The sequence below is a fragment of the Gemmatimonadaceae bacterium genome, assembly GCA_020851035.1.
Lineage (GTDB): Bacteria > Gemmatimonadota > Gemmatimonadetes > Gemmatimonadales > Gemmatimonadaceae > JACMLX01.
The window spans coordinates 158,570-178,567 of record JADZDM010000012.1 but is presented as its reverse complement, the minus strand read 5'-3'; the positions used below and the strand labels follow the sequence as shown (position 1 = coordinate 178,567).

Here is a 19,998-nt window from a genome sequence, read left to right as displayed (position 1 = left end):
AGCCGGATCGGCGTGGTCACGGGGGGCCGCCGGTCCCGGCGTGGGCGCCGGCGTGCCCCATGCTCACGCCATGACATCCCGGATCCGGTCGATCCGGAGGGGGGCCTGCGCCTCCCCGCGGCAGGCGTAATAGCACCGGTTGCAGTCGATCGGCTGGTAGCGGCGCCAGTCCTTCCAGTGGAAGTCGACGGGGAAATCCGGACAGCGTCGGATTCCGCCTGTCGGGTCCACGTGAATCGTGCTGATCCCGCTCTCGCAGGGTTCGGTCATGGCGCCACTCGTGTAGCGCGGGAGGTTCTCGAGGTAGTGATCGGAGTTCGTGATCACCCCGCGACGCCGGCGCTTGTAGGCGAGGAGGTCCGCCGTGAGCGCCTCGATCTCCGCCTGCTGGCCGGCCTCCAGGAGGTGCTCCCGGTTGCCGTTCTTGAAGTCGGTGTAGACGCTGAAGTTCACGCCACAGCCCAGCTCGGCCGCGCGGGCGACCATCGGCCGGATCTGGTCGATGTTGTCCTGCTTGATGACGGTGTTGAACCGGATGTTGTCGAGCCCCATGGTGCGCATCCCCTCCACCGCCTCGAAGATCTTCCGGGAGAGCCCCGGAATCCCGCGGGCCAGGTCGTGGCGCTCGTCGAGGTAGTCCAGCGAGATGCTGAGCTGGTTGATGCCGGCCGCCTTCAGCGACCGCCCCCGCTCGGCGGTCAGCAGGCCGCCGTGGGTGATCAGCGTCATGTACTTCCAGGAGATCGCGCGGTCGACGCCCGAGATCAGGTCCTCGAGATCGCGTCGCAGGAGGGGTTCGCCCCCCGTGAAGCAGACCAGCATCGGGTTGAAGAACTTCGCCGCGTCGGCGTAGCTCCGCAGTTCGCGCTCCTTCTCCGCGGCGTCGGTCTTCCAGTAGTCACAGAAACCGCAGCGGGCGTTGCAGCGGAGGGTGACCTCGAAGTGCACCAGCACCGGCATGCGCCGCACCCGCAGCGAGACGTACTTCCGGAAGAAGCCGGGAACGTGCCATGGCTTGAATCGGGCCGAGAGCATCAGCGCGTCGTGCCGGCCAGGCGTCGGGTGCTCTGCTGGTTGAAGTCGAACTTCAGGTCGGGCTGGGCCTTCAGGGCGATGAAGAACGAGAAGGCGAAGTTGCCGTTCGGTGACTGGGTGAAGTTGAAGATCGCCCGCCAGTCATGCAGTTCGCGCTGCAGGGAGACCGTCTGGGCGGCGAACTGTGACCGCACGGCGTCATAGGTGGTCGAGTACTGCATGGCCCACTTCGGCGTGACGTTGAAGCTGGTCTGGACCTGGAGCGACCGGAGCGGCGGGCTGATGATGATGGGGGACCCGAGGCCGGTGTAGATGGAGCTGTTGTCGACGCCGGGGTAGACGCCGTTGCGGTTGATGCAGTCCTGGACCACGAACGGGTTCACGTTGCCCTGGAGGAGCGCCGCGCAGCGCTCCTCGACGGGCGGGAGGGCGATGACGTTCGTCCCCACCGGTGGCCGCTGGCGCGTGGACGAATAGGAGAGGTTGACCGACCACCCCTGCCCGCTCGGGATCGCGCCGTAGCTCGGGCGGATCTGGTTGCCGTTCAGCCCCCGGTTGATCCCCTGCATCGAGTTCGAGTCGTTCCGCGCGATCATCGAGTCGGCGGCGGTCATGTTGCTCCGCGCCGGCCGGAACTCCCCCCCGCCGAGGAGGCGGTTGAGCCACTGGATGACACCGGTGGTGCGGTCGAGCCGCAGCGACGCACGGACCTCCTCGCGATAGGGTTTGAACACCGCCGTGTCGGAGATCGGGTTGCCCTGGAAGAGCGAGAAGCGGGTGCTGAAGTCGAAGCCGGGCAGGAAGTCGGACCGCAGGCCCAGGCCCCAGTTGGAGCTGGTGAGGCCCGAGAACCTCGAGACCTTCTCCGGCGTCAGCGAGCGCTTCCGGATGTCCTGGTACTGGAGGAAGTTGTACGAGATGGCGTCGGTCTGGATGCTCAGCGCACGCACCTTCCGGCCCGCATCGCGGGCGCTGTCGGCCGGTGCCCTGAGCTTCACCTCCACGTTCTGCGAGAGGCTCAGCGTGAGCACGTTCTGCGGGAGGGCGCCGTTGTAGCCCTTGCTGTAGCGGTTGATGGCCCGGAGGTACTCGTTGCTGACGGTGCCGCGCGGTGCGATGGACCACGAGAGCGCCGGCTGGATGGAGTGGCGGATGCGTGTCACCGGACCGAGACCCGGGAAGAAGCCGAAGAGCGTGGGGGAGATGCCCAGGTTGAAGCTCGGGCGCTTGCTCTGCGCGACGAACCGTCCGCCGGACAGCGACGAGCGCACCCAGAACGGGCCCGGGTCCACGTTCGCGAACTGGATGCTGGGCGCCACGTTCCACTTGCCGCGGCTGAACGAGGGGAGGTTGAAGCTCGTCCGCCAGTCGAGGTTCGTCTCGGTGTAGCCGTTGAAGTACCGCACCGCCTGGGTCGTGTCGAAGACACCGCCGCCGCGATCGACGATCTGCTCGATGGTCTTCGGTGTCGTGCCCGTGTTGGCGACGTCACTGACCTCGAACGAGTTCTGCAGGCTGAATCCGAAGACCTGGAGCGGCGTGTCGAACGCGAGGGTGCTGCGGCGGTTGTTGAGCGGCAGCGCCAGGCTGTCGACGCGGCCGGTGGCATCCACCTGGTAGCGGTAGGTCGCCTGCCCGTTGCCCTGCTGGTTCGAGATCCGCGAATCCTCGGCGCGGAAGTTCGGCGTCCAGGTCAGCCAGTCACCAACCGCGATGGGGGCCGTCGTGATGCTCAGGCTCGGCAGCGTCTGGTCCACTTGCGGGCGGCCGGTGTACTGCGTGCGGCTGGCGCCAAGCGACACCGAGAACGGGCCGACGGCGGTCGCGTAGTTCGCGCGCGAGGCGAAGGTCGCCTGCGTGGCCGCCGGGTTGAAGGCGGTCGTCCGCTGCACCGCCGTGTTGGAGACGTAGTTGATCGAGCTGTTGAACGTCGTCTTCCGCGAGAACCGCTGCTGGTGGCTGAGCTGGACGTTCAGGTTCGTGCTGCCGTTGCTCAGCGTCTGGTACGAGGTGCCGACGCTGCCGTTCAGGAAGCGGCGGAGCCAGTTGTAGCGCCACTGGATGTTGTAGCGGGTGAAGCCGAAGTCGGACGGGTTGCGGGGGTCGATGTTGGCGCCGCTGCGCCAGTCCACCCAGGCCTGCACGTCCTGGTAGTCGTCGAGGTTGAAGTACCAGCCGACGTTCTCCACGGTGCGCCGGTAGAGCGGCCCGTTGCGCACGATCTCCGTGAAGCCGAGCCGGGGGCTGAGCATCCCGCTGCGGCGGCCGGAGCGCACGTCCTGGAAGTAGAACGGCAGCCAGAACACGGGCACGTCGTAGACGTAGAGCACCCCCGGCCGGCCGACGGCGATCTTGCCCTTCACCAGCTTCAGCTCCCGCGAGCTGAAGTGGTAGTGCGGCAGCGAGTCGTCGCAGGTGGTGATCGTGCCGCCACGCCCGAAGAACGCGGCCTCGACGCCGAGGCTGTCGTTCGCGAAGCCGGCACTCTGCGCATCCACGAAGTACTTCTGGCCGCTCTCGATGGTCGTGCGCACGTAGCCGACGGTGCCGCGGCGCTCGGTGGTGTTGTAGTACATGGTCCCGCGCGAGACGACGTCATCCCCGCCCCGGGCCGGGTCGCGGAGCACGTTCTCAACGCCACGGGCCCGCACGACCTTGCTGGAGTCGTCGTACACGATGGTGTCGCTGACCATGATCGTCCGGTCACGCCCGATCGCGGCACGCGCGCTGTCGTCACGGATCAGCGTGAGCAGCTTCCGCTGGGCATCGAACGTGATGGACCGCCCCTGGAACCGGGTCACGGTGTAGCCGGTCTTCGCCAGCAGGGAATCGATCACCGCATCCGTCTCGGCCCACTTCACGAGCTCCTTCGGCAGGGAATCGCGGGCGGCCGAGTCACGTGCCGTGCGGGCGCTGTCCCGGCCGGCGCGACGCAGTGTGTCGGACGCGGCGCCGGCGCGCGGCAGCGTGTCACGCCGCACCGGCGGGGGGCCCTGCTGTGCCCGCAGCGGTGCCGCAATCGCCGTGAGGAGGAAGGCCAGTGAGGCGACCCGCCGCACTACGCCAGCACCTCGACATCCTGCCCCGCGTCCGAGGCGAGGCGACGCCGCTCGCGGCGGCGGAAGACCAGGGCGCTGGCGATGATGCTGACCTCGTAGAGGGCGTAGAGCGGCACGGCGAGCATCACCGTGGTCGTGATCAGGTCGCCCGGGGTGATGATCGCCGCCCCCGCGAACGAGGCCACCAGCGCGTGGCGCCGGAACTGCCGGAGCTGTGCCGGCGTGATGATCCCGAGCGCCGTCAGCCCGACGAGAAGGATCGGCAGCTCGAAGACCGCCCCCATGCTCAGCGCGAGCGAGGTGGCGAAGTCGAAGTAGTCACGCGCGGTGATCATCGGCGTGAGCGACGCCGTCTGGAAGTCCATCAGGAACTTGAGCGCGAACGGCAGCACGAAGAAGTACGCCAGCGCGGCCCCCATCATGAAGAGGCAGGTGGCCGCGAAGAGCAGCGGGATGACGACCTTCTTCTCGTGCTTGTACAGGGCCGGCGAGAGGAAGGCCCAGAGCTGGTAGAGCATGACCGGCGCGGCGAGCGCGAAGCCGAGCCCGAACGACACCTGCATCACGATCGAGAACGAGTCGCCGGGATGCGTGAAGATCAGCGTGCGCCCGTCGAGGTACGGCAGGATCGGGCGCTCGAGGATGTTGATGAAGTCGAACTTGATCACGAGCACGAACCCGATGGCGACGCAGAGCGTGACGGCCACCACGATCTTGAGGAGCCGCTGTCGCAGCTCCTCCAGGTGGTCCAGGAACGGCATGTCACTCATCGGGCCCGCCGGCGGTCAGGGCGCCGGCGCGCGCAGGCGCTCGCGGGCGAGGTCCGCCTCGTCACTCCGCGGATAGGTGCGGACGAGCAGGTCGAGCACCTCGCGGGCCTTGTCAGGCTTGTTCTGGGTGCGCAGCAGGGCGGCGCGCTTGAACATGGCGGTCGGTGCCTTCTCGGACCGCGGAAAGCGCGTGTAGACGCTCAGGTAGGCGGCCTCGGCGTCGATCGGCTTCGTGTCGCGCTCGAGGGTCTCGGCGATGTAGTACTGCGCGTCGCCCGCCCGCTCGTGCTGCGGATACTGCACGAGGAAGTCGCTGAATCCCGCCCGGGCGGCGCCGGTGCTCCCGCGCCGCAGCTGGTCGAGGGCCATGGTGTAGAGCTGGTTCGGACCGGGCGCCGCGGTCGCAGGCGCCGTGGCGGGCGCGCTGGCCGGCAGGGTCGCCCCTGCCCCGGTCGACGCGCCGGCGGAGCCCGTCGGCGCCGGCGCGGCAGTCTCCGGGGGGCGCACTGGCGGCGTCACGCCGCCGGTGGGCGGCGTGACCGGCGCCGGCGGCTGGGACTGCATGATGGAATTGCGCTGCTCGAGTTCCGCCCGGAGCTCGGTGATGCGCGACTGGCTCTGGCCGGTGAGTGCCCGGATCTCGATCAGGCCATCACGCACCTTGAAGAGGTCGCCCAGCACGTTGCCCTGGAACGCGGCCAGCTCGCCCTTCAGGCCACGGATGGAGTCGTTCAGGATGACCATGGTGCGGATCACGCTGTCGAACTGCGTCCGGCGCAACGAGTCGCGGAAGGCGTACTCCGAGCGCGCGGCCTTCAGGTCGGCCTGCAGCAGCAGCACATCCTGCTTCGTGGCGACGCAGGCCGACAGCACCAGTGCGCCCAGCACGGCAACGGGCAGGCGGCGCGCGATCATCGCGGCGGCACCCGCAGCGACTCGCCGCCGGCCAGGATCTCGAACTCCGCGCGCCGGTTCTGTGCGAACGCGCCGTCATCCTCACCGGCGGCGGCGGGGCGCTCCTCGCCGAACGACACGATGTCGATGCGGTCAGCGGCGATGCCACGGTCGGACAGGTACTTCCGCGTGGAGGCCGCGCGGCGCAGGCCGAGCGCCAGGTTGTACTCGTCGCTCCCGCGCGAGTCCGTGTGCCCGGAGATGCGGATGCGCAGGCCCATGTTCGTGCGCAGGATCGGGAGCTTGGCGTCGAGCGTCGCGCGCGCCGGCTCGGTGATCTCCGAGGCGTCGTACTCGAACAGCACCGCCGCCTCGAGCAACGCGCGCAGGTTCGCCGACTCGGCACTGGAGGCGGCGCGGGCGATGCTGTCGGTGCGCGCGCGCGCGAGCGAATCACGGACGAACTGCTCCCGGGCACGGCGTGCGGCGCCGTCGTCGATCGCGGGCGCCGTGGTGCCCGTCACCGGGACCGGCGCCACGGGGACCGGCTTCTTGCGGCACGCGCCGAGCGCGAGGGAGGTGAGCACGAGCGCTGCGCCAAGGTGGCGACCATTCATCACAGACTCCGGAGACATTGAGGGGACTCGAACCACAGGTTCATCGGATCAGCCGCGGGGACCACGCCGCCAGGCGCGCGCCACCGCCAGCGGTCAGCTGTCGTGCCCGGCCCGTCTCGGTGTCCAGCACCCACAGCTGGCGCACGCCGCTCCGTGTCGAGCTCACCACCACATGCCGCGCATCCGCCGCCCACGCCGGATCCTCGTTCGAGGCATCGGCGGTGAGCTGCTTCACCGTGCGGTCACGCAGCGAGATCATCATCACCTGGAATCGTCCGCCGATCTGGGACTGGAACACGATCGCCCGGCCGTCAGGTGACCAGTCGGGACTGGAGCGATACCCCTGCGACGAGGAGAGCGCCGCCAGCAGGTCCGCGTTGGTGCCGTCATCGTCGGCAATATACACATCGGGCCGGCCCGACCGGCCCGATGTGAACGCGATGCGCCGGCCATCGGGACTGTAGGATGGCGACGTGTTGTCCGAGCCACGGCCGATCGAGATCCGCCGCGGCACGCCCCCACCGGCTCCCACGAGATAGATCTCGGTGCCGAAGTCGTCACCGTGCGCGTAGGCGATCGCCGTGCCCGCCGGCGTGAACGTCGGCGAGATGTTGAGCCCACTCGGCGGCACCACGCGTCGCGAGGCCCCGCGCAGGTCGGTCACGTAGATCGCACTGCCTGCGGGCTCGAGTGCGGCGTACACGATCGACTGGCCACTCGGATGGAAGGAGGGTGAGAGTGTCCGCGCGCCGACCTGCGTCAGGGGCACGGCGTTGGCGCCGTCGCTGTCGATGAGGTGGATGCGGCCATCCGCCACGTACGCCACGCGCGACGCGGCGATCCCCCGCTCGCCGCTGATCCACTCCTCGCACTGGTCGCTCACGCCGTGCGCCGCCATGCGCCACGCCGCCGAGTACGGCGCGCCGGGCAGGGTCACGGTGCGGCGCTGCAGCACCTGCCTTCCCGCCACGTCGTGCAGCACGACCGACACGCCGCCGCTGATGAGGGAGAGCTGGATCACGCCGTTGATGCCGAGGCGACCGGCGGCCACGTAGTCGAGCGCACCACCCGCCGCGGGGGCCCGCAGGGCGGTCGCCTTCGGCAGGACCGTCACACGGTCGCCGAAGTCGAGGTCGCGCATGACGATCGTCCGCAGTGAATCGCCGGCGGCCCCGGCGACGGGGAGCACGAAGATGCCGGGACGCGCACCGCCCTCGCCGTAGATGAGGCCAAGGCGCACGCCCGGCTGCGCCTGCAGCAGTGTGGCGAGAGCGGCACTGGCGACCAGGGCCCGCAGGACGACGCGTGACATGTCAGGGACGAACCGGATACTCACCTCAGGACACTGGGATCGAAGCTGAAGACGACGGGGAGCACGTCATCACGAAAGCCCGCGGGCAGCGCACCGAACGACTTGCGCTGGCCGACTGCCTCCACGGCGCCGAGGCACTCGAGGTCGAAGGCGTAGGTTCCTGACCGCGAGACCATGCGGAGATCGGAGACGGAGCCGTCACGATGGATCAGGAAACTGACTTCGGCCTTCAGTGCCACGCCGGGGCGGGGCTTGAAGTTGATGGCGATCTGGCGCGTGATGTTCTGCAGGTACCCAGGGAACGGGAACGCGATCCCCGGCACCTTCACGGTGGCGACATCCGTGCCACGTCCGCCGGTGGGCCCGCCGCCGGCCGGGGTGCGGCCGGGCACGGGCGTGTCACCGCCACCACGGGCCGGTGTGGTCCGCGCGGGTGTCACCGGCTTCTACACGTCGGGCGTGCGCGCCGCCGGCGTGCGCGGCGAGGCCGCGGGCAGTCGAGTGGGGGCGGTCGGCGCAGGGTCCGGCTCGGGCTCGGGCTCGGGCTCCTCGACCGCTGGAGCCGTCGGCGCAGACGGCCCCTGCCGCACCGCACCGAGCGCCCGGGGGCCGGCCGGTGCCGCCACCAGTTCCACGTTGTACGCCGGAGGCGGTGGCGCCGGGAGCGCCAGCCGCGTCGCCGCGAACATCGCGACGAGCAGTGCCACGTGCCCGCCCACCGACCACGCGGCCGCCGTGCGTGCAGTCAGCGGCCGCGGCAGCCGTCGCTCCGGCGGCGCGGGGGCGGCAGCGCCGGTCATCGGCTCGACTGGGACTCGGCCACGAGGTTCACGTTCTGCAGCCCGACTTCCCGCAGCATCGCGAGCACCTGCACCACGTCACCGTAGGCCGCCCCCTCATCCCCCTTGAGGTAGATCGTCCGCGAACCCGCCCGCGCCGCCAGCGCCACCAGCGCACCGCGCAGTTCATCGCGCGCCACGCGCTCGTTCTCGAGCACGATCACGCCGTCCTGCGTGATCGTGATCATGATCGGGTTGTTCACCTGCGACGCCCGCACGTTCGCCTTCGGCAACTTCACGTCCACGCCGCCGGTGAGCAGCGGCGCCGTGATCATGAAGATGATCATCAGTAGCATCATCACGTCGATGAGGCTCACGACGTTGATCTCCGCATTCAGCGGCGTGCGGCGCCGCGCGCGATGCCAGCGCATCAGATCCGGCCGTCGCGCACGAGCAGGGCCACCACGTCCGTGCTGAACGCATCCAGCGCACTGGTGAGGTGGTTCAGCCGGTTCGCGAAATGGTTGTACGCGAACACCGCCGGGATCGCCACCGTCAGGGCGAGTGCGGTGGCGATCAGTGCCTCCGCGACGCCAGGCGCCACCGCGCTGATGTTCCCGCTCCCGCTGGCGGCCACCCCGAGGAAGGCGTTGATGACACCGAGCACGGTGCCGAGCAGGCCGATCAGCGGACTGACCGCCCCGATCGTCGCCAGCCAGGGCAGCATGCGCTCCAGACGGTCACGTTCGCCGGTGGCCTCCTTGTCCAGCAACATCTGCAGCGCCTCGACCTGCGCCTGCGACAACCGGGCCTGCCGCTCCTGCGTCCCCCCGAGCGCGGGACGGGTGTCGACCATGAACCGGTCGGCGCGACGCAGCACGGCGTAATACGGCGACCCGACACCGAGCTTCGCACGGCTCGCCGCCTCGGCGAACGACTCCGCCTCGGGCATGTAGGCGAGCAGCGGCTCGGCCGCGAGCTGGACCGACCGGAATTCCCGCCACTTCATCGCCATGATCGTCCAGCTCACGGCGCTCAGGCACAGGAGCAGCAACAGCACGGCCCACGACACCGGCGTGCCATGGGCGAGGAGCCCGAAGATCGAACCAGTCTGCTGTGCCGGGAGCTGCAGGAGCACGCCGACGGGGATCATGTCGCCGCGGGTGCGCGCTGGGCGCGGAAGAAGTCGAGCGTGGCCGCGAGCCCGTCCGCCAGCGGCACCTGCGGTGTCCAGCCGAGGACGGCCGACGCCTTGGCGTGCGCGATGCACGACCGACGCTGTTCCCCGGCGCGGGCCGGCGCATGCTGCAGCGGCACCGCGCTGGATGCCGCCTGCTGCAGTCCCTCGGCCAGTTGCACGACGCTCGTCTCGATGCCGGTGCCGATGTTGATGCCACGATCGTCGAGGCGCCCCGGCGCATCGAGCGTGGCCGTTGCGGCCAGCAGGTTCGCGCGCGCGACGTCGCCGACGAACACGTAGTCGCGCGTCTGCAGGCCGTCGCCGTACGCGGTGAGCGGCGTGCCGGAGAGGATGCGCTGGCAGAAGATGGCCACCACGCCGGCCTCACCGTGCGGGTCCTGGCGCGGGCCGTAGACGTTCGCGTAGCGCAGCGCCACCGTGTCCAGGCCGTGCACGCGGCTGAAGTAGCTCATGTAGTACTCGACCGTGAGCTTCGCGATGCCGTACGGCGAGAGCGGATCCTTCTGCGCCGTCTCCGCCGTCGGGATCTCGACCAGGTCTCCGTACTGCGCCCCGCCGCTGGACGAGAAAATGAAGCGGGTCGGGTGCCCCGACTTGCGCACGGCCTCGAGCAGGTTGAGCGAGCCACCGATGTTGAGCGCGGCATCCCAGGCCGGGTCCTCGACGCTCTTCCGCACGTCGATCTGCGCCGCCAGGTGGCAGATGACGTCGAAGCGCCCGTCGCGCACCAGCTGCGCTGCCGCCGGCGAGGCGATCGAGTCGCGCACGACGGTCGCCTTCGCGTTCACGTTCTGCTCGCGTCCGCTCGAGAAGTCGTCGAGGATGGTGACGTCGTAGCCATTCGCAATGAACAGGTCGGTGACGTGCGACCCGATGAATCCGGCACCACCAGTCACGAGGGCGCGCCGGGTCATGCGGCCACCCCGGTGAGTACGCCGGCGGACCGGAAGGACATGCCCTGCGGATGAGCTGCGAAACGCATTGAACGAGAGTCAGGAGGGTGACGTGAACTGCCGAGTCCGGCAATCGTGACCCTCGTACCCCTGTACAGCTGCGCGGATCACGTCCGCAAAACTAACCGCGCCCACCTGCTGAGGGCATGAGCCGGTCAGCAGGCGGGCGCGGTTGCGTCCGGGATCCGATCACCCGGTCAGGGCATGCGGCTCACCAGGCGGGCTCGCATGCCGACGCGCACCGCGGGCTGGTCATGGCCGGTGACGATCGCCGTCGCTCCCTCGCTCGTCACGTGCACCACGCTGGCCTGGGCCACGGTGTTCACCGGCGCGACGTCGGTCCGGCCCTCGGTCAGGGGCACCCCCTCGGCGTACAGCACGAACTGGTCACCGATCCGGCTGGTGGCCCCCTTGGGCAGCGCGATCACGATGTAGTTCTGCACCGTGGGCAGCACCACGCCACCAGCCACGTACGCCACCTCGTACACCGGGCCGTTCGCCACCTCGGCAGGGCGCACCGTGGTCGGCACCGGCGTCGTGTCGAGCGGCATCAGCAGGTCGCCGCGCTTCATGTTCGCGTACATCGTGCGCACCCGCGCCCGGGCGGCGCGGCCGGTGCCGATGGCGACGAGTTCGACCACCCCCGACGGCTGCATCACGCGGCTCCGCTGCGCGCCACGCCGCACCTCGGCGCCAGGCTGGTACACGCCGAACTGCTGGCCGAGTTCACCGCGGGTGCCCGGGGGGAGCAGGACATCGACCTCGTCGAAGATCTGGAACTGGTCTCGCGAGGAGGCGGCCGAGATCACGGTCGGATCCGCGCGTGCGACCAGCGTGCCGGAGACGGGGGTGTAGCGGTACGGCACCAGGAACGGCGCCGCGAGGGCCTCGCCGTGGCGCACGGTCGGCCGCAGCGCCCGCCCGTTGATGGTGGCGTTCTCCAGCACCGAATTGGTCTGCGCCGAGATGGAGCGTCCCAGCGGCATCGCGCGGGTCGGGGCAGCCTCCGCCTCCGGAACGGCCGCCACACCCTCGGGATTGAAGGTCGGGCGACCATCGGCGCCGACGTACAACTTCTGGCCGGGGAAGATCAGGTTCGCATTCGCGATCTGGCTGGAATTCGCGCGGAACAGCTCCGGCCAGCGGAACGGGTTGTTCAGGTAGCGACGCGCGATGTCGAAGAGCGTGTCGCCGGGCTTCACCGTGTGCAGCACCGTCCCGGGCTTCAGGGCGGCGGTGGAGTCCCGCTGCTGCGCATGGATCAGTGCCGGGGCACCGACGACGGCGAGCGCGAGCAGGGCGAGGCGCAGGCGGTACGAAACAGGGGCGTTCGGAAGACGGCGCATACTGGTGGGGAGCGCGGGAAACGTCCACGACAGGCACGACCAGCCGGCAGGCCGCGCCACGGAGGGGTGGCCGCAGGTGCGGCTTCCCGATCAGTGACGAGTATCGGCAGGGGAGGAAACGTCCGGAGCCCCCCTGCCGCGGCTGGCGGCGGGGGGGCTCCGGTGACTCGTCCTCGCGGACCGGCTGGCCGGTCAGAACGGCAGGTCGTCTTCCTCGTCCTCGAGTGCGCCCGGGAAGTCGGAGAACTCCTCCCCGCCCCCCTTGGCCGCCGACGCGGCCGGCTTGGCCGCCGGCGTGCGCGGAGGCGCCGAGCGCTGGTACCCGCCACCACCGCCCGACTCGCCGTCGCCGTCGCCGCGGCCGCCGAGCAGGATCAGCTCCCGCACGCGGATCTCCGTCGAGTAGCGCGTCTGCCCCTCCTTGTCCTGCCACTGGCGGTATTCGATCGAGCCCTCGACATACACCGGCTTGCCCTTCTTGCAGTACTGCTCGACGACATCGGCGAGCTTCTGCGTTCCCTGGTTCCAGGCGATGCACTTGTGCCATTCGGTCTTCTCCTGCTTCGTGCCCGACTGGTCGTTCCAGACGCGCGACGTGGCGAGGGAGAAGCTGGCGACGCGACCGCCGCCGGGGGTGGAGCGGACCTCGGGATCGTTCCCGAGATTCCCCATCAACATGACCTTGTTCAAGCTGCGTGACATCGGCTTCGTCTCCTGGATGGACGGTGGGGCTGGTGACTCGACGCATGTGGCGCCAGTCGCTGTGACGGTACACGGCGATGCCCAGAACCCGTGACAGAATTTACTGCACTGATCATCATTTTTCTGCGGCGACCGCCGCGGCGGCCCGTGTGCGCCGCAGGACGAGGGCGTCCTCGACCGGAGACCGGTAGTAGCCCTTCCTCCGCCCGATGAGCTCGAAGCGCCGGCTGGTGTAGAGGCGGATCGCCGGCTCGTTCGTGACGCGGACCTCGAGCCAGACGGCCTCGCATTCCGCGGCCTCCGCCGCGGCGACGGCCGCGTCGAGCAGCACGCCCCCGAGCCCTGCGCCGCGGTGCGCCTGAGCCACGGCGATGTTCGCGATCTCGCCCTGCCGCGCCACGATGCGCGCCACGATGTACCCCGCCATCACGCCGTCGACCTCGAGCACGCGGAACCAGGTGTACGGGTCGGAGAACTCCGGCGCGAACGACTCCGGCGACCAGGGATCGGTGAACACCTCACGCTCGATCTCGAGGATCGCCTGGAGATCGGCGCGCTGTGCGGGCCGGACGTGACAGCCACTCACGACGCGGGCAGCGCACGCGCGTGCGTGGCCTCCCACTGGACCTGCGCCTCCGCCAGCCGACCGTAGTCCGGCTCCCAGGCGTCGCGCGCCACCGCGCGGATGCCGACGACGAGCGCGGCGCGCGCCTCCGGCTGGCGGGCCGGATCCACCGGCGGGCCGATGACGACCGCGCCGTGCGCCGCCGCGCGTTCGTGCACCGCCGCGACGGGCAGCCGTTCGACCGGCCCCTCGACGATGCAGTGCCCGCGATCCGCACAGGTCACCGCCTGCACGAACCATTCGCCGCGCAGGGCGTCGAGCACGCACAGGAATCGCCCCACCGAGGCATCGTCGCGCGCGGCGGCGATCAGCGGCAGCGACGGCATCGCATGCAGCGTGGCGCCGGCACCACGCGCAAGGCCCTTCGCCAGCGCCGCCGCCACGCGCAGCCCGGTGAAGCTCCCGGGCCCCTCCCCCACCGCGATCGCCGTCAGCTGCGCCCCCGCGAGGCCGGCGTCGCCCAGCATCGCGCTGATCGTCGGGGCGAGCAGCTCGGCCGAACCCTGTCGATCGATGCGGCGCGCATCGCGCAGTGCCCCGTCGATGAAGAGCGCGACCGACGCCGGCCCGGCACTCGCGTCCAGCGCCAGCAGCACGTCACGACTCATGCCGCCCACCGTTCCCGGCAGGTGCGCACCGCATCGTGGCCCGCCACATGGGCGAGCGTGATGGCCAGTGACGCCGGGCCCAGCGTGCCTGCTGCGCGATCGGGCCATTCCACCAGCAGGATGGCGGACGGGTCGCCGAGGACGTCGTCGAGCCCGAGCGCGGTCACGTCGCGCGGTGCCTCGAGGCGGTAGAGGTCCACGTGCACCACGCGTGCGCGCGGCGACGAATACTCGTGCACCAGCGCGAAGGTCGGGCTCGTGACCGGTTCTGTCACGCCCAGCCCGCGACAGATGGCCTGCACCAGCGTGGTCTTGCCTGCGCCGAGGTCACCCTCGAGCGTGACGAGTGCCGGCGCGACGAGCCGCGTCCCGATGGCCTCTCCACGGGCCGCCAGCTCGGGCAGTGTGACCGGCCGCACCTCGGCGGCGCGCTCAGCGTCCACGCGACTTCCGCGCACCACCGCGGCCCCCGCGTCCTCCGCGCCCGGCCTTGCCCCCCGGATCGGCGGCCAGCGAGGTCACGCCCGTGCGCGCCCCCGCCGTGTCCCCGCTGCGCACGCGAAGCTCGAACAGCTGGTCGCGCAGGCGCGCCGCCGCCTCGAAGTCGAGTGCCTTGGCCGCCTCCTGCATCTCCTTCTCCAGCCCGGCGATCAGCGTCGGCAGGTCGGCAGCGGCGTACCCGCCGGCCGGCTCGGCCACCTTGCGCGCGCCGTACGCCGAGAGCGGGGCCCCGTCGGTCTCCTCCGCCTCCTCGAGCCGCGCGTCGGCCACGCGGGTGCTGAAGCGCACCTGCTCGATGCTCTTGCGGACGCCCTTCGGCGTGATGCCGTTCGCCTCGTTGTGGGCCACCTGGATCGACCGTCGGCGGTCGGTCTCGTCGATGCAGCGCCGCATCGAGTCGGTGATCCGGTCGGCGTAGAGGATCGCCCGCCCCTCGAGATGGCGCGCGGCGCGACCAACGGTCTGGATCAGCGAGCGATCACTGCGCAGGAACCCCTCGGTGTCGGCATCGAGGATCGCCACCAGGGACACCTCGGGCATGTCCAGCCCCTCACGCAGGAGGTTGATCCCGATCAGCACGTCGAACTCCCCCAGCCGGAGGCCACGCACGATCTCCATCCGCTCGATCGCGTCGATGTCGGCGTGCATGTAGCGCACGCGCACTCCCACCTGCTGCAAGTAGTCGGTGAGGTCCTCGGCCATGCGCTTCGTGAGCACCGTCACCAGCACGCGCTCGTCCTTGCGCTCGCGGATGCGGATCTCGTGGAGCAGGTCGTCCACCTGGCCCTTGACGGGGCGAATCTCGATCACGGGGTCGACCAGTCCCGTGGGCCGGATCACCTGCTCCACCACCACGCCTTCGCTCAGCTCGAGCTCGATCGAGCCGGGCGTCGCCGACACGTTGATCAGGCGTGGCGTGAGCGCGAGGAACTCGTCGAACACCAGCGGGCGGTTGTCGAGCGCACTGGGCAGGCGAAAGCCGTAGTCCACCAGCGTGAGCTTCCGGGCGCGGTCGCCGTTGTACATGCCGCGGATCTGCGGCAGCGTCACGTGCGACTCGTCCACCACGACCATGAAGTCGTCGGGGAAGTAGTCGAAGAGGCAGGCCGGGCGGTCGCCCGTCTCGCGGCCGGAGAGGTGACGCGAGTAGTTCTCGATGCCGGCGCAGGTGCCGATTTCCGCCATCATCTCGAGGTCGAAGTTCGTGCGCCCCTCGAGGCGCTGCGCCTCCAGCAGCTTGCCATCGTTGCGCAGCATCTGCAGGCGGTCGGCGAGCTCCTCGCGGATCGCCTTCGCCGCCTTCTCGAGGCTCGGCCGGCTGGTGATGAAGTGCTTGGCCGGGTACACCGCCGCGCGTGACAGCGTCGCGATCAGGTCACCGGTGATCGGGTCGATCTTGGTGATGCGCTCCACCTCGTCGCCCCAGAACTCGACGCGCACGGCCTGTTCCTCGTAGGCCGGGAAGATCTCGACCGTGTCGCCCCGCACGCGGAAGGTGCCGCGGTCGAAGGCGACGTCATTGCGCTGGTACTGGATCCCGACCAGCAGCCGCAGGAGGTCGTCGCGCGCGATCTGCTGCCCCTGATCCACGCTGATCATCCGCTCGCGGTACGACACCGGGTCACCGAGGCCGTAGATCGCCGAGACGGTGGAGACGATGACGACATCCTCGCGCTCCATGAGGCTCGAGGTGGCGCGCAGGCGGAGGCGATCGATGTCCTCGTTGATCGAGGCGTCCTTCTCGATGTAGGTGTCACTCGAGGGGACGTACGCCTCCGGCTGGTAGTAGTCGTAGTACGAGATGAAGTACTCGACCGCGTTCTTCGGGAAGAATCCCTTCAGCTCCCCGTAGAGTTGCGCGGCCAGCGTCTTGTTGTGCGAGAGGACGAGGGTGGGCTTGCCGAGGTCGGCGATGACGCTGGCGATGGTCATCGTCTTCCCGGAGCCGGTGACGCCGAGGAGCGTCTGGTACCGGTCACCCCGGGCGAGGCCGGCGGTCAGCTCGGCGATCGCGCGCGGCTGGTCGCCGGCGGGCATGTACGGCGCCTGGAGGTCGAACAGCGACTGGCTCATGGCCGCAAGATATGCTGTCGGGTTTTCTTCGGGTAGCGCCACAGGGGTGCTTGCGCCGTGCAAGCAAGTGCTTGCTTGTATTTCGGCGATTGCTCCACACTTCTGAGGCAGGCTCCCCCGTCAACACTGTTCGCGCGGAAGCACGGAACGTCGTACCGAACGGCCAGCGTCGGTGCCTGGCACGGATCGTCAACAAGGTTCACGCGGAAAACGCGGAAAACGCGGAAAAGTCCAATCGGAAATGGCGGTCGGCCGATCCTGCCGCATCGATTCTTGTAGGAACTGCATGTCCGCGAGCGCAGTTCCTCCAGCATTTTCCTCGTTGCGAGCGGCACCGAACGCCGCGACGCGACAGAACTTTTCCGCGTTTTCCGCGTCTTCCGCGTGAGCCTTGTTGACGATGCCGACGACGCAACGATCAGCGTTCCGCTGTAGAACACTCCGTGCTTTCGCGAGCTCCGCGTGAACACTGTTGACGATGCCGACGACGCAACGATCAGCGTTCCGCTGTAGAACATTCCGTGCGTCCGCGAGCACCGCGTGCACACTGTCGACGATCACCCGTACCGCGCACGAGCCAGCGTCAGTCCTCGGTCGAGATCCGCTCCCGCCGCGCGATCTCGCTGATTCCCTTCACGCGCCGCACCTGCTTCACGATCTGCTGCAGGTGCTCGAGGTTTTCCACCTCCACCATGATCGAGCCGACCGCGCGACCGTCGACCGCCTTCAGCTCCATCTGCCGGATGTCGGTGCCGGTCGAACTCACGGCGCTGGCGACGTCGGCGTACAACCCGCGCCGGTCGGTGCCCTCGAGTGCCAGCCGCACGATGAACCGCTCGCCGAACTTCTCCTGCCAGTCGATCTCCAGCCGGCGCTCCGGTTCGTGCGCCAGCGGCAGGAGGTTCGGGCAGTCCGCGCGGTGGATGCTCACCCCGCGACCGCGGGTCACGTACCCCACCACCTCGTCGCCCGGCACGGGCTGACAGCACTGGGCGTACCGGACCATGACCCCGTCCACGCCCTGGATCTTCACGCCCCGATCGTTGCCGGTGCCGCGCACCTTGTCCACCAGGCGCTCGATGACGCTCGGCTTCGCCGGCTCGAGCGAGTCATCCGCGTTCGGGTAGAGCTGCTTGATCACCGCCAGCGTCTGGATCTCACCCTGGCCGATGGCGGCGAGGAGGTGCACGGCGTCGGTCAGGCTGAGGGCCCTGGCCGCCACGTGCAGCGTCTCGTCGGTCACCTTGCCAAGCCGGCGCCGGCGCAGCTCGCGCTCCAGGATCTCGCGGCCGAGCTTCTGGCTCGTGACCTGCTCGTCCTGCCGGAGCTGCTGCCGGATCTTGGCGCGGGCGCGGCTGGTGCGCACGTGCGCCAGCCAGTCGCGGCTCGGCTTGGCCGACGGCGAGGTGAGGATCTCGACCGTCTCCGAATTCTTCAGCGGTCGCGACAGCGGCGTGATCCGGCCGTTGACCTTCGCGCCCTGGCAGCGCAGGCCGACCGCGGTGTGCACCGCGAAGGCGAAGTCGATCGGCGTCGCGCCCTTCGGCAGCTGGACCACGTCACCGGTCGGCGTGAAGACGAAGATCTCGTCCTGGTAGAGGTCGAGCTTCAGGAACTCGAGGAACTCGTCCGGCGACTTCGTGTCGAGCTGGAACTCCAGCACCTGCCGGAACCAGGCGAGGTGGCGGTCGAGGTCCCCGTGCTCCTTCGCCCCCTCCTTGTACAGCCAGTGCGCCGCGATGCCGTAGTCCGCGGTCTGGTGCATCTCCCGCGTCCGGATCTGGATCTCGAAGAGCTGCTTGCTCGGGCCGAACACCGTCGTGTGCAGCGACTGGTAGCCGTTCGACTTCGGCTGCGCGATGTAGTCCTTGATGCGCTCCTGCACCGGCTTCCACTTCTCGTGGATCACGCCGAGGGCGTGGTAGCAGTCGGGGATGGTGTCCACCAGCACGCGGATCGCGAGGAGGTCGAAGATCTCCTCGTACGGCTTGTTCCGCTTCTGCATCTTCTTCCAGATCGACCACAGGTGCTTCGGGCGCCCCGAGACATCGGCGTCATGCAGCCCGGCGAGGTCGAAGCGCTCCTTGAGCGGCACCGCCATCTGCGCGATCAGCTCCTCGCGCTCACCGCGGCGCGTGCTCACCTGCCGTGCAAGCGTGCGGTAGTCGTCCGGCTCGAGGTACTTGAACGCGAGGTCCTCCAGCTCCCACCGGACCTTCGCCATGCCGAAGCGGTGGGCCAGCGGCGCGTAGATGTCGCGCGTCTCCTGCGCGATCAGCCGCTTCTTGTCGTCTGGCATCCACTCCAGCGTGCGCATGTTGTGCAGGCGGTCGGCGAGCTTGATGATGATCACGCGCGCGTCGCGCGCCACCGACAGCAGCAGCTTGCGGTACGTCTCGGCCTGGCGCTCCTCCTTCGAGGTGAACGGCAGGTTGCCGATCTTCGTCAGCCCGTCGACGATCTGCGCGATCTCGGGGCCGAACTCGCGCTCCACGTCGGGCACCGTGATCGCGGTGTCCTCGACCACGTCGTGGATCAGCCCCGCGGCGATCGTCACCGAGTCGAGCTGGAGGTCGGCGAGGATCCGCGCCACCTGGACGCAGTGCACGACGTAGTCCTCGCCGGAGCGCCGCTTCTGCCCCGTGTGCGCACGCGCGCTGTAGCGGTAGGCGCGCATGAGCAGCTCGCGATCGAGCCGCGCCGGCAGCGGACCGCCTGGCCCCCATCCCGGGAGGACTTCCTCCGCCTGCTTCACCGCACCGTCGAGAGCCACCCAGCCTCCGCAAAACTGACGTACCGTCCCCGTCCGATCACGACGTGATCGCGCACCGGGATCCCCAGCAGTGTACCCGCCGCCACCAATTGCGACGTCACGATCCGGTCCTCGGCCGACGGGGTCGGGTCCCCGCTCGGATGGTTGTGCACCAGGATGATCGACGCGGCACGCTCCGCGATCGCCTCCCGGAACACCTCCCTTGGGTGCACCAGCGAAGAATCGAGGATCCCCCGCGTGACCAGCACGTCCCGCTCGAGGTGGTGCTGTGCATCGAGGATCGCGACGTGGAACTCCTCGACCGGCAGCGCCTCGAGGTGAGGCGCGAAGGCCGCCACCACGTCCTGCGGCGAATGCACCGCCACACGCTCTCCGTGCGGCTCGGCCGCCGTCCGGCGACCGAGCTCGAACGCCGCGACGATCGCCATGGCGCGCGCCGGTCCGACCCCGGGAATCCCGCCGATCGCCGCCACCGGACGGTTGGCAAGCACCCGAAGCACCCCACCCACCTCGGCCAGGATCTCGTGCGCGATTCGCAGGGACGACCGTCCCCGCGACCCGCTCCCGAGGATCACGGCCAGCAGCTCCGCCGCGCCGAGCGACCGCACCCCGAGGGCCCGCAGGCGCTCACGCGGCCGTTCGGCGGGTGCGAGCCGCTCCAGTTGTATTAGCGCATCCGGGCCCTTCCCGGTAGTGAGGGGTCCGGGCTCGACGGTGACGGGCAGGTGCAGGGTGGACGGCATCGGAGTC

The 19,998-nt window shown here is 69.6% G+C and carries 20 protein-coding genes; all 20 read right to left on the bottom strand.

What is annotated here, in order from left to right:
• Positions 1 to 63: 63 nt before the first annotated feature.
• The 20 genes from IT355_09765 to radC all read right to left on the bottom strand — a co-directional run bounded on the left by IT355_09765 (position 64) and on the right by radC (position 19,991).
• Complete coding sequence (locus IT355_09765; protein ID MCC7053544.1) at positions 64 to 1,035, bottom strand: radical SAM protein; 972 nt, start codon at positions 1,033 to 1,035, stop codon at positions 64 to 66.
• Positions 1,035 to 4,094: a hypothetical protein gene (locus IT355_09760; protein MCC7053543.1), complete on the bottom strand. Its 3,060-nt coding sequence runs from the start codon at positions 4,092 to 4,094 to the stop codon at positions 1,035 to 1,037. Before IT355_09760 ends, IT355_09765 begins: the two co-directional genes overlap by 1 nt.
• On the bottom strand, positions 4,094 to 4,864 hold the full coding sequence (gene tatC, locus IT355_09755) for a twin-arginine translocase subunit TatC (GenBank protein ID MCC7053542.1): 771 nt from the start codon (positions 4,862 to 4,864) through the stop codon (positions 4,094 to 4,096). Before tatC ends, IT355_09760 begins: the two co-directional genes overlap by 1 nt.
• Before the next feature lie 15 nt (positions 4,865 to 4,879).
• Entirely contained in the window at positions 4,880 to 5,779 is a 900-nt protein-coding gene (ybgF, locus tag IT355_09750; GenBank protein MCC7053541.1) for a tol-pal system protein YbgF, read from the bottom strand.
• Positions 5,776 to 6,375, bottom strand: coding sequence for an OmpA family protein (locus IT355_09745; protein MCC7053540.1), 600 nt, complete (start codon positions 6,373 to 6,375; stop codon positions 5,776 to 5,778). The genes ybgF and IT355_09745 overlap by 4 nt, the downstream gene beginning before the upstream one ends.
• A gap of 40 nt (positions 6,376 to 6,415) precedes the next feature.
• On the bottom strand, positions 6,416 to 7,687 hold the full coding sequence (locus tag IT355_09740) for a PD40 domain-containing protein (protein MCC7053539.1): 1,272 nt from the start codon (positions 7,685 to 7,687) through the stop codon (positions 6,416 to 6,418).
• A 20-nt stretch (positions 7,688 to 7,707) separates the two neighbouring features.
• Positions 7,708 to 8,079 (bottom strand): TonB C-terminal domain-containing protein, encoded by a 372-nt coding sequence (locus tag IT355_09735; protein ID MCC7053538.1) that lies wholly within the window; start codon positions 8,077 to 8,079, stop codon positions 7,708 to 7,710.
• Between the two features lie 54 nt (positions 8,080 to 8,133).
• Positions 8,134 to 8,487: a hypothetical protein gene (locus IT355_09730; GenBank protein ID MCC7053537.1), complete on the bottom strand. Its 354-nt coding sequence runs from the start codon at positions 8,485 to 8,487 to the stop codon at positions 8,134 to 8,136.
• A complete protein-coding gene (locus IT355_09725) occupies positions 8,484 to 8,897 on the bottom strand; it encodes a biopolymer transporter ExbD (protein MCC7053536.1) in 414 nt (137 codons plus the stop codon). Before IT355_09725 ends, IT355_09730 begins: the two co-directional genes overlap by 4 nt.
• Positions 8,897 to 9,619, bottom strand: coding sequence for a MotA/TolQ/ExbB proton channel family protein (locus IT355_09720; protein ID MCC7053535.1), 723 nt, complete (start codon positions 9,617 to 9,619; stop codon positions 8,897 to 8,899). Before IT355_09720 ends, IT355_09725 begins: the two co-directional genes overlap by 1 nt.
• Entirely contained in the window at positions 9,616 to 10,581 is a 966-nt protein-coding gene (locus IT355_09715; protein ID MCC7053534.1) for an NAD-dependent epimerase/dehydratase family protein, read from the bottom strand. The genes IT355_09720 and IT355_09715 overlap by 4 nt, the downstream gene beginning before the upstream one ends.
• Before the next feature lie 236 nt (positions 10,582 to 10,817).
• Positions 10,818 to 11,966, bottom strand: coding sequence for a LysM peptidoglycan-binding domain-containing protein (locus tag IT355_09710; protein ID MCC7053533.1), 1,149 nt, complete (start codon positions 11,964 to 11,966; stop codon positions 10,818 to 10,820).
• A gap of 192 nt (positions 11,967 to 12,158) precedes the next feature.
• Positions 12,159 to 12,668, bottom strand: coding sequence for a single-stranded DNA-binding protein (locus tag IT355_09705; GenBank protein ID MCC7053532.1), 510 nt, complete (start codon positions 12,666 to 12,668; stop codon positions 12,159 to 12,161).
• A 115-nt stretch (positions 12,669 to 12,783) separates the two neighbouring features.
• Complete coding sequence (gene rimI, locus IT355_09700) at positions 12,784 to 13,254, bottom strand: ribosomal protein S18-alanine N-acetyltransferase (protein MCC7053531.1); 471 nt, start codon at positions 13,252 to 13,254, stop codon at positions 12,784 to 12,786.
• Positions 13,251 to 13,901, bottom strand: coding sequence for a tRNA (adenosine(37)-N6)-threonylcarbamoyltransferase complex dimerization subunit type 1 TsaB (tsaB, locus tag IT355_09695; GenBank protein ID MCC7053530.1), 651 nt, complete (start codon positions 13,899 to 13,901; stop codon positions 13,251 to 13,253). Before tsaB ends, rimI begins: the two co-directional genes overlap by 4 nt.
• Positions 13,898 to 14,344, bottom strand: a complete 447-nt coding sequence (tsaE, locus tag IT355_09690; GenBank protein MCC7053529.1) for a tRNA (adenosine(37)-N6)-threonylcarbamoyltransferase complex ATPase subunit type 1 TsaE — start codon at positions 14,342 to 14,344, stop codon at positions 13,898 to 13,900. The genes tsaB and tsaE overlap by 4 nt, the downstream gene beginning before the upstream one ends.
• Positions 14,334 to 16,475, bottom strand: a complete 2,142-nt coding sequence (gene uvrB, locus IT355_09685; protein ID MCC7053528.1) for an excinuclease ABC subunit UvrB — start codon at positions 16,473 to 16,475, stop codon at positions 14,334 to 14,336. Before uvrB ends, tsaE begins: the two co-directional genes overlap by 11 nt.
• Before the next feature lie 189 nt (positions 16,476 to 16,664).
• Positions 16,665 to 17,036: a hypothetical protein gene (locus tag IT355_09680; GenBank protein MCC7053527.1), complete on the bottom strand. Its 372-nt coding sequence runs from the start codon at positions 17,034 to 17,036 to the stop codon at positions 16,665 to 16,667.
• A 22-nt stretch (positions 17,037 to 17,058) separates the two neighbouring features.
• The gene (locus IT355_09675) at positions 17,059 to 19,248 is read right to left on the bottom strand and encodes a bifunctional (p)ppGpp synthetase/guanosine-3',5'-bis(diphosphate) 3'-pyrophosphohydrolase (GenBank protein MCC7053526.1); all 2,190 of its coding nucleotides are present in this window, start codon (positions 19,246 to 19,248) and stop codon (positions 17,059 to 17,061) included.
• Positions 19,227 to 19,991 carry a DNA repair protein RadC gene (gene radC / locus IT355_09670; GenBank protein MCC7053525.1) on the bottom strand — a complete coding sequence of 255 codons (765 nt, stop codon included), beginning with the start codon at positions 19,989 to 19,991 and terminating at the stop codon, positions 19,227 to 19,229. The genes IT355_09675 and radC overlap by 22 nt, the downstream gene beginning before the upstream one ends.
• Between the last annotated feature and the right edge of the window lie 7 nt (positions 19,992 to 19,998).

Excerpts from the sequence above, each read along its gene's own strand:
- IT355_09710 (MCC7053533.1), bottom strand. The coding sequence starts at position 11,966 with ATGCGCCGTCTTCCGAACGCCCCTGTTTCGTACCGCCTGCGCCTCGCC.
- IT355_09715 (MCC7053534.1), bottom strand. The coding sequence starts at position 10,581 with ATGACCCGGCGCGCCCTCGTGACTGGTGGTGCCGGATTCATCGGGTCG.
- IT355_09765 (MCC7053544.1), bottom strand. The coding sequence starts at position 1,035 with ATGCTCTCGGCCCGATTCAAGCCATGGCACGTTCCCGGCTTCTTCCGG.
- IT355_09730 (MCC7053537.1), bottom strand. The coding sequence starts at position 8,487 with ATGACCGGCGCTGCCGCCCCCGCGCCGCCGGAGCGACGGCTGCCGCGG.
- IT355_09740 (MCC7053539.1), bottom strand. The coding sequence starts at position 7,687 with ATGTCACGCGTCGTCCTGCGGGCCCTGGTCGCCAGTGCCGCTCTCGCC.
- IT355_09720 (MCC7053535.1), bottom strand. The coding sequence starts at position 9,619 with ATGATCCCCGTCGGCGTGCTCCTGCAGCTCCCGGCACAGCAGACTGGT.
- uvrB (MCC7053528.1), bottom strand. The coding sequence starts at position 16,475 with ATGAGCCAGTCGCTGTTCGACCTCCAGGCGCCGTACATGCCCGCCGGC.
- tsaB (MCC7053530.1), bottom strand. The coding sequence starts at position 13,901 with ATGAGTCGTGACGTGCTGCTGGCGCTGGACGCGAGTGCCGGGCCGGCG.
- radC (MCC7053525.1), bottom strand. The coding sequence starts at position 19,991 with ATGCCGTCCACCCTGCACCTGCCCGTCACCGTCGAGCCCGGACCCCTC.
- ybgF (MCC7053541.1), bottom strand. The coding sequence starts at position 5,779 with ATGATCGCGCGCCGCCTGCCCGTTGCCGTGCTGGGCGCACTGGTGCTG.
- tatC (MCC7053542.1), bottom strand. The coding sequence starts at position 4,864 with ATGAGTGACATGCCGTTCCTGGACCACCTGGAGGAGCTGCGACAGCGG.
- IT355_09705 (MCC7053532.1), bottom strand. The coding sequence starts at position 12,668 with ATGTCACGCAGCTTGAACAAGGTCATGTTGATGGGGAATCTCGGGAAC.
- IT355_09725 (MCC7053536.1), bottom strand. The coding sequence starts at position 8,897 with ATGCGCTGGCATCGCGCGCGGCGCCGCACGCCGCTGAATGCGGAGATC.
- IT355_09745 (MCC7053540.1), bottom strand. The coding sequence starts at position 6,375 with ATGAATGGTCGCCACCTTGGCGCAGCGCTCGTGCTCACCTCCCTCGCG.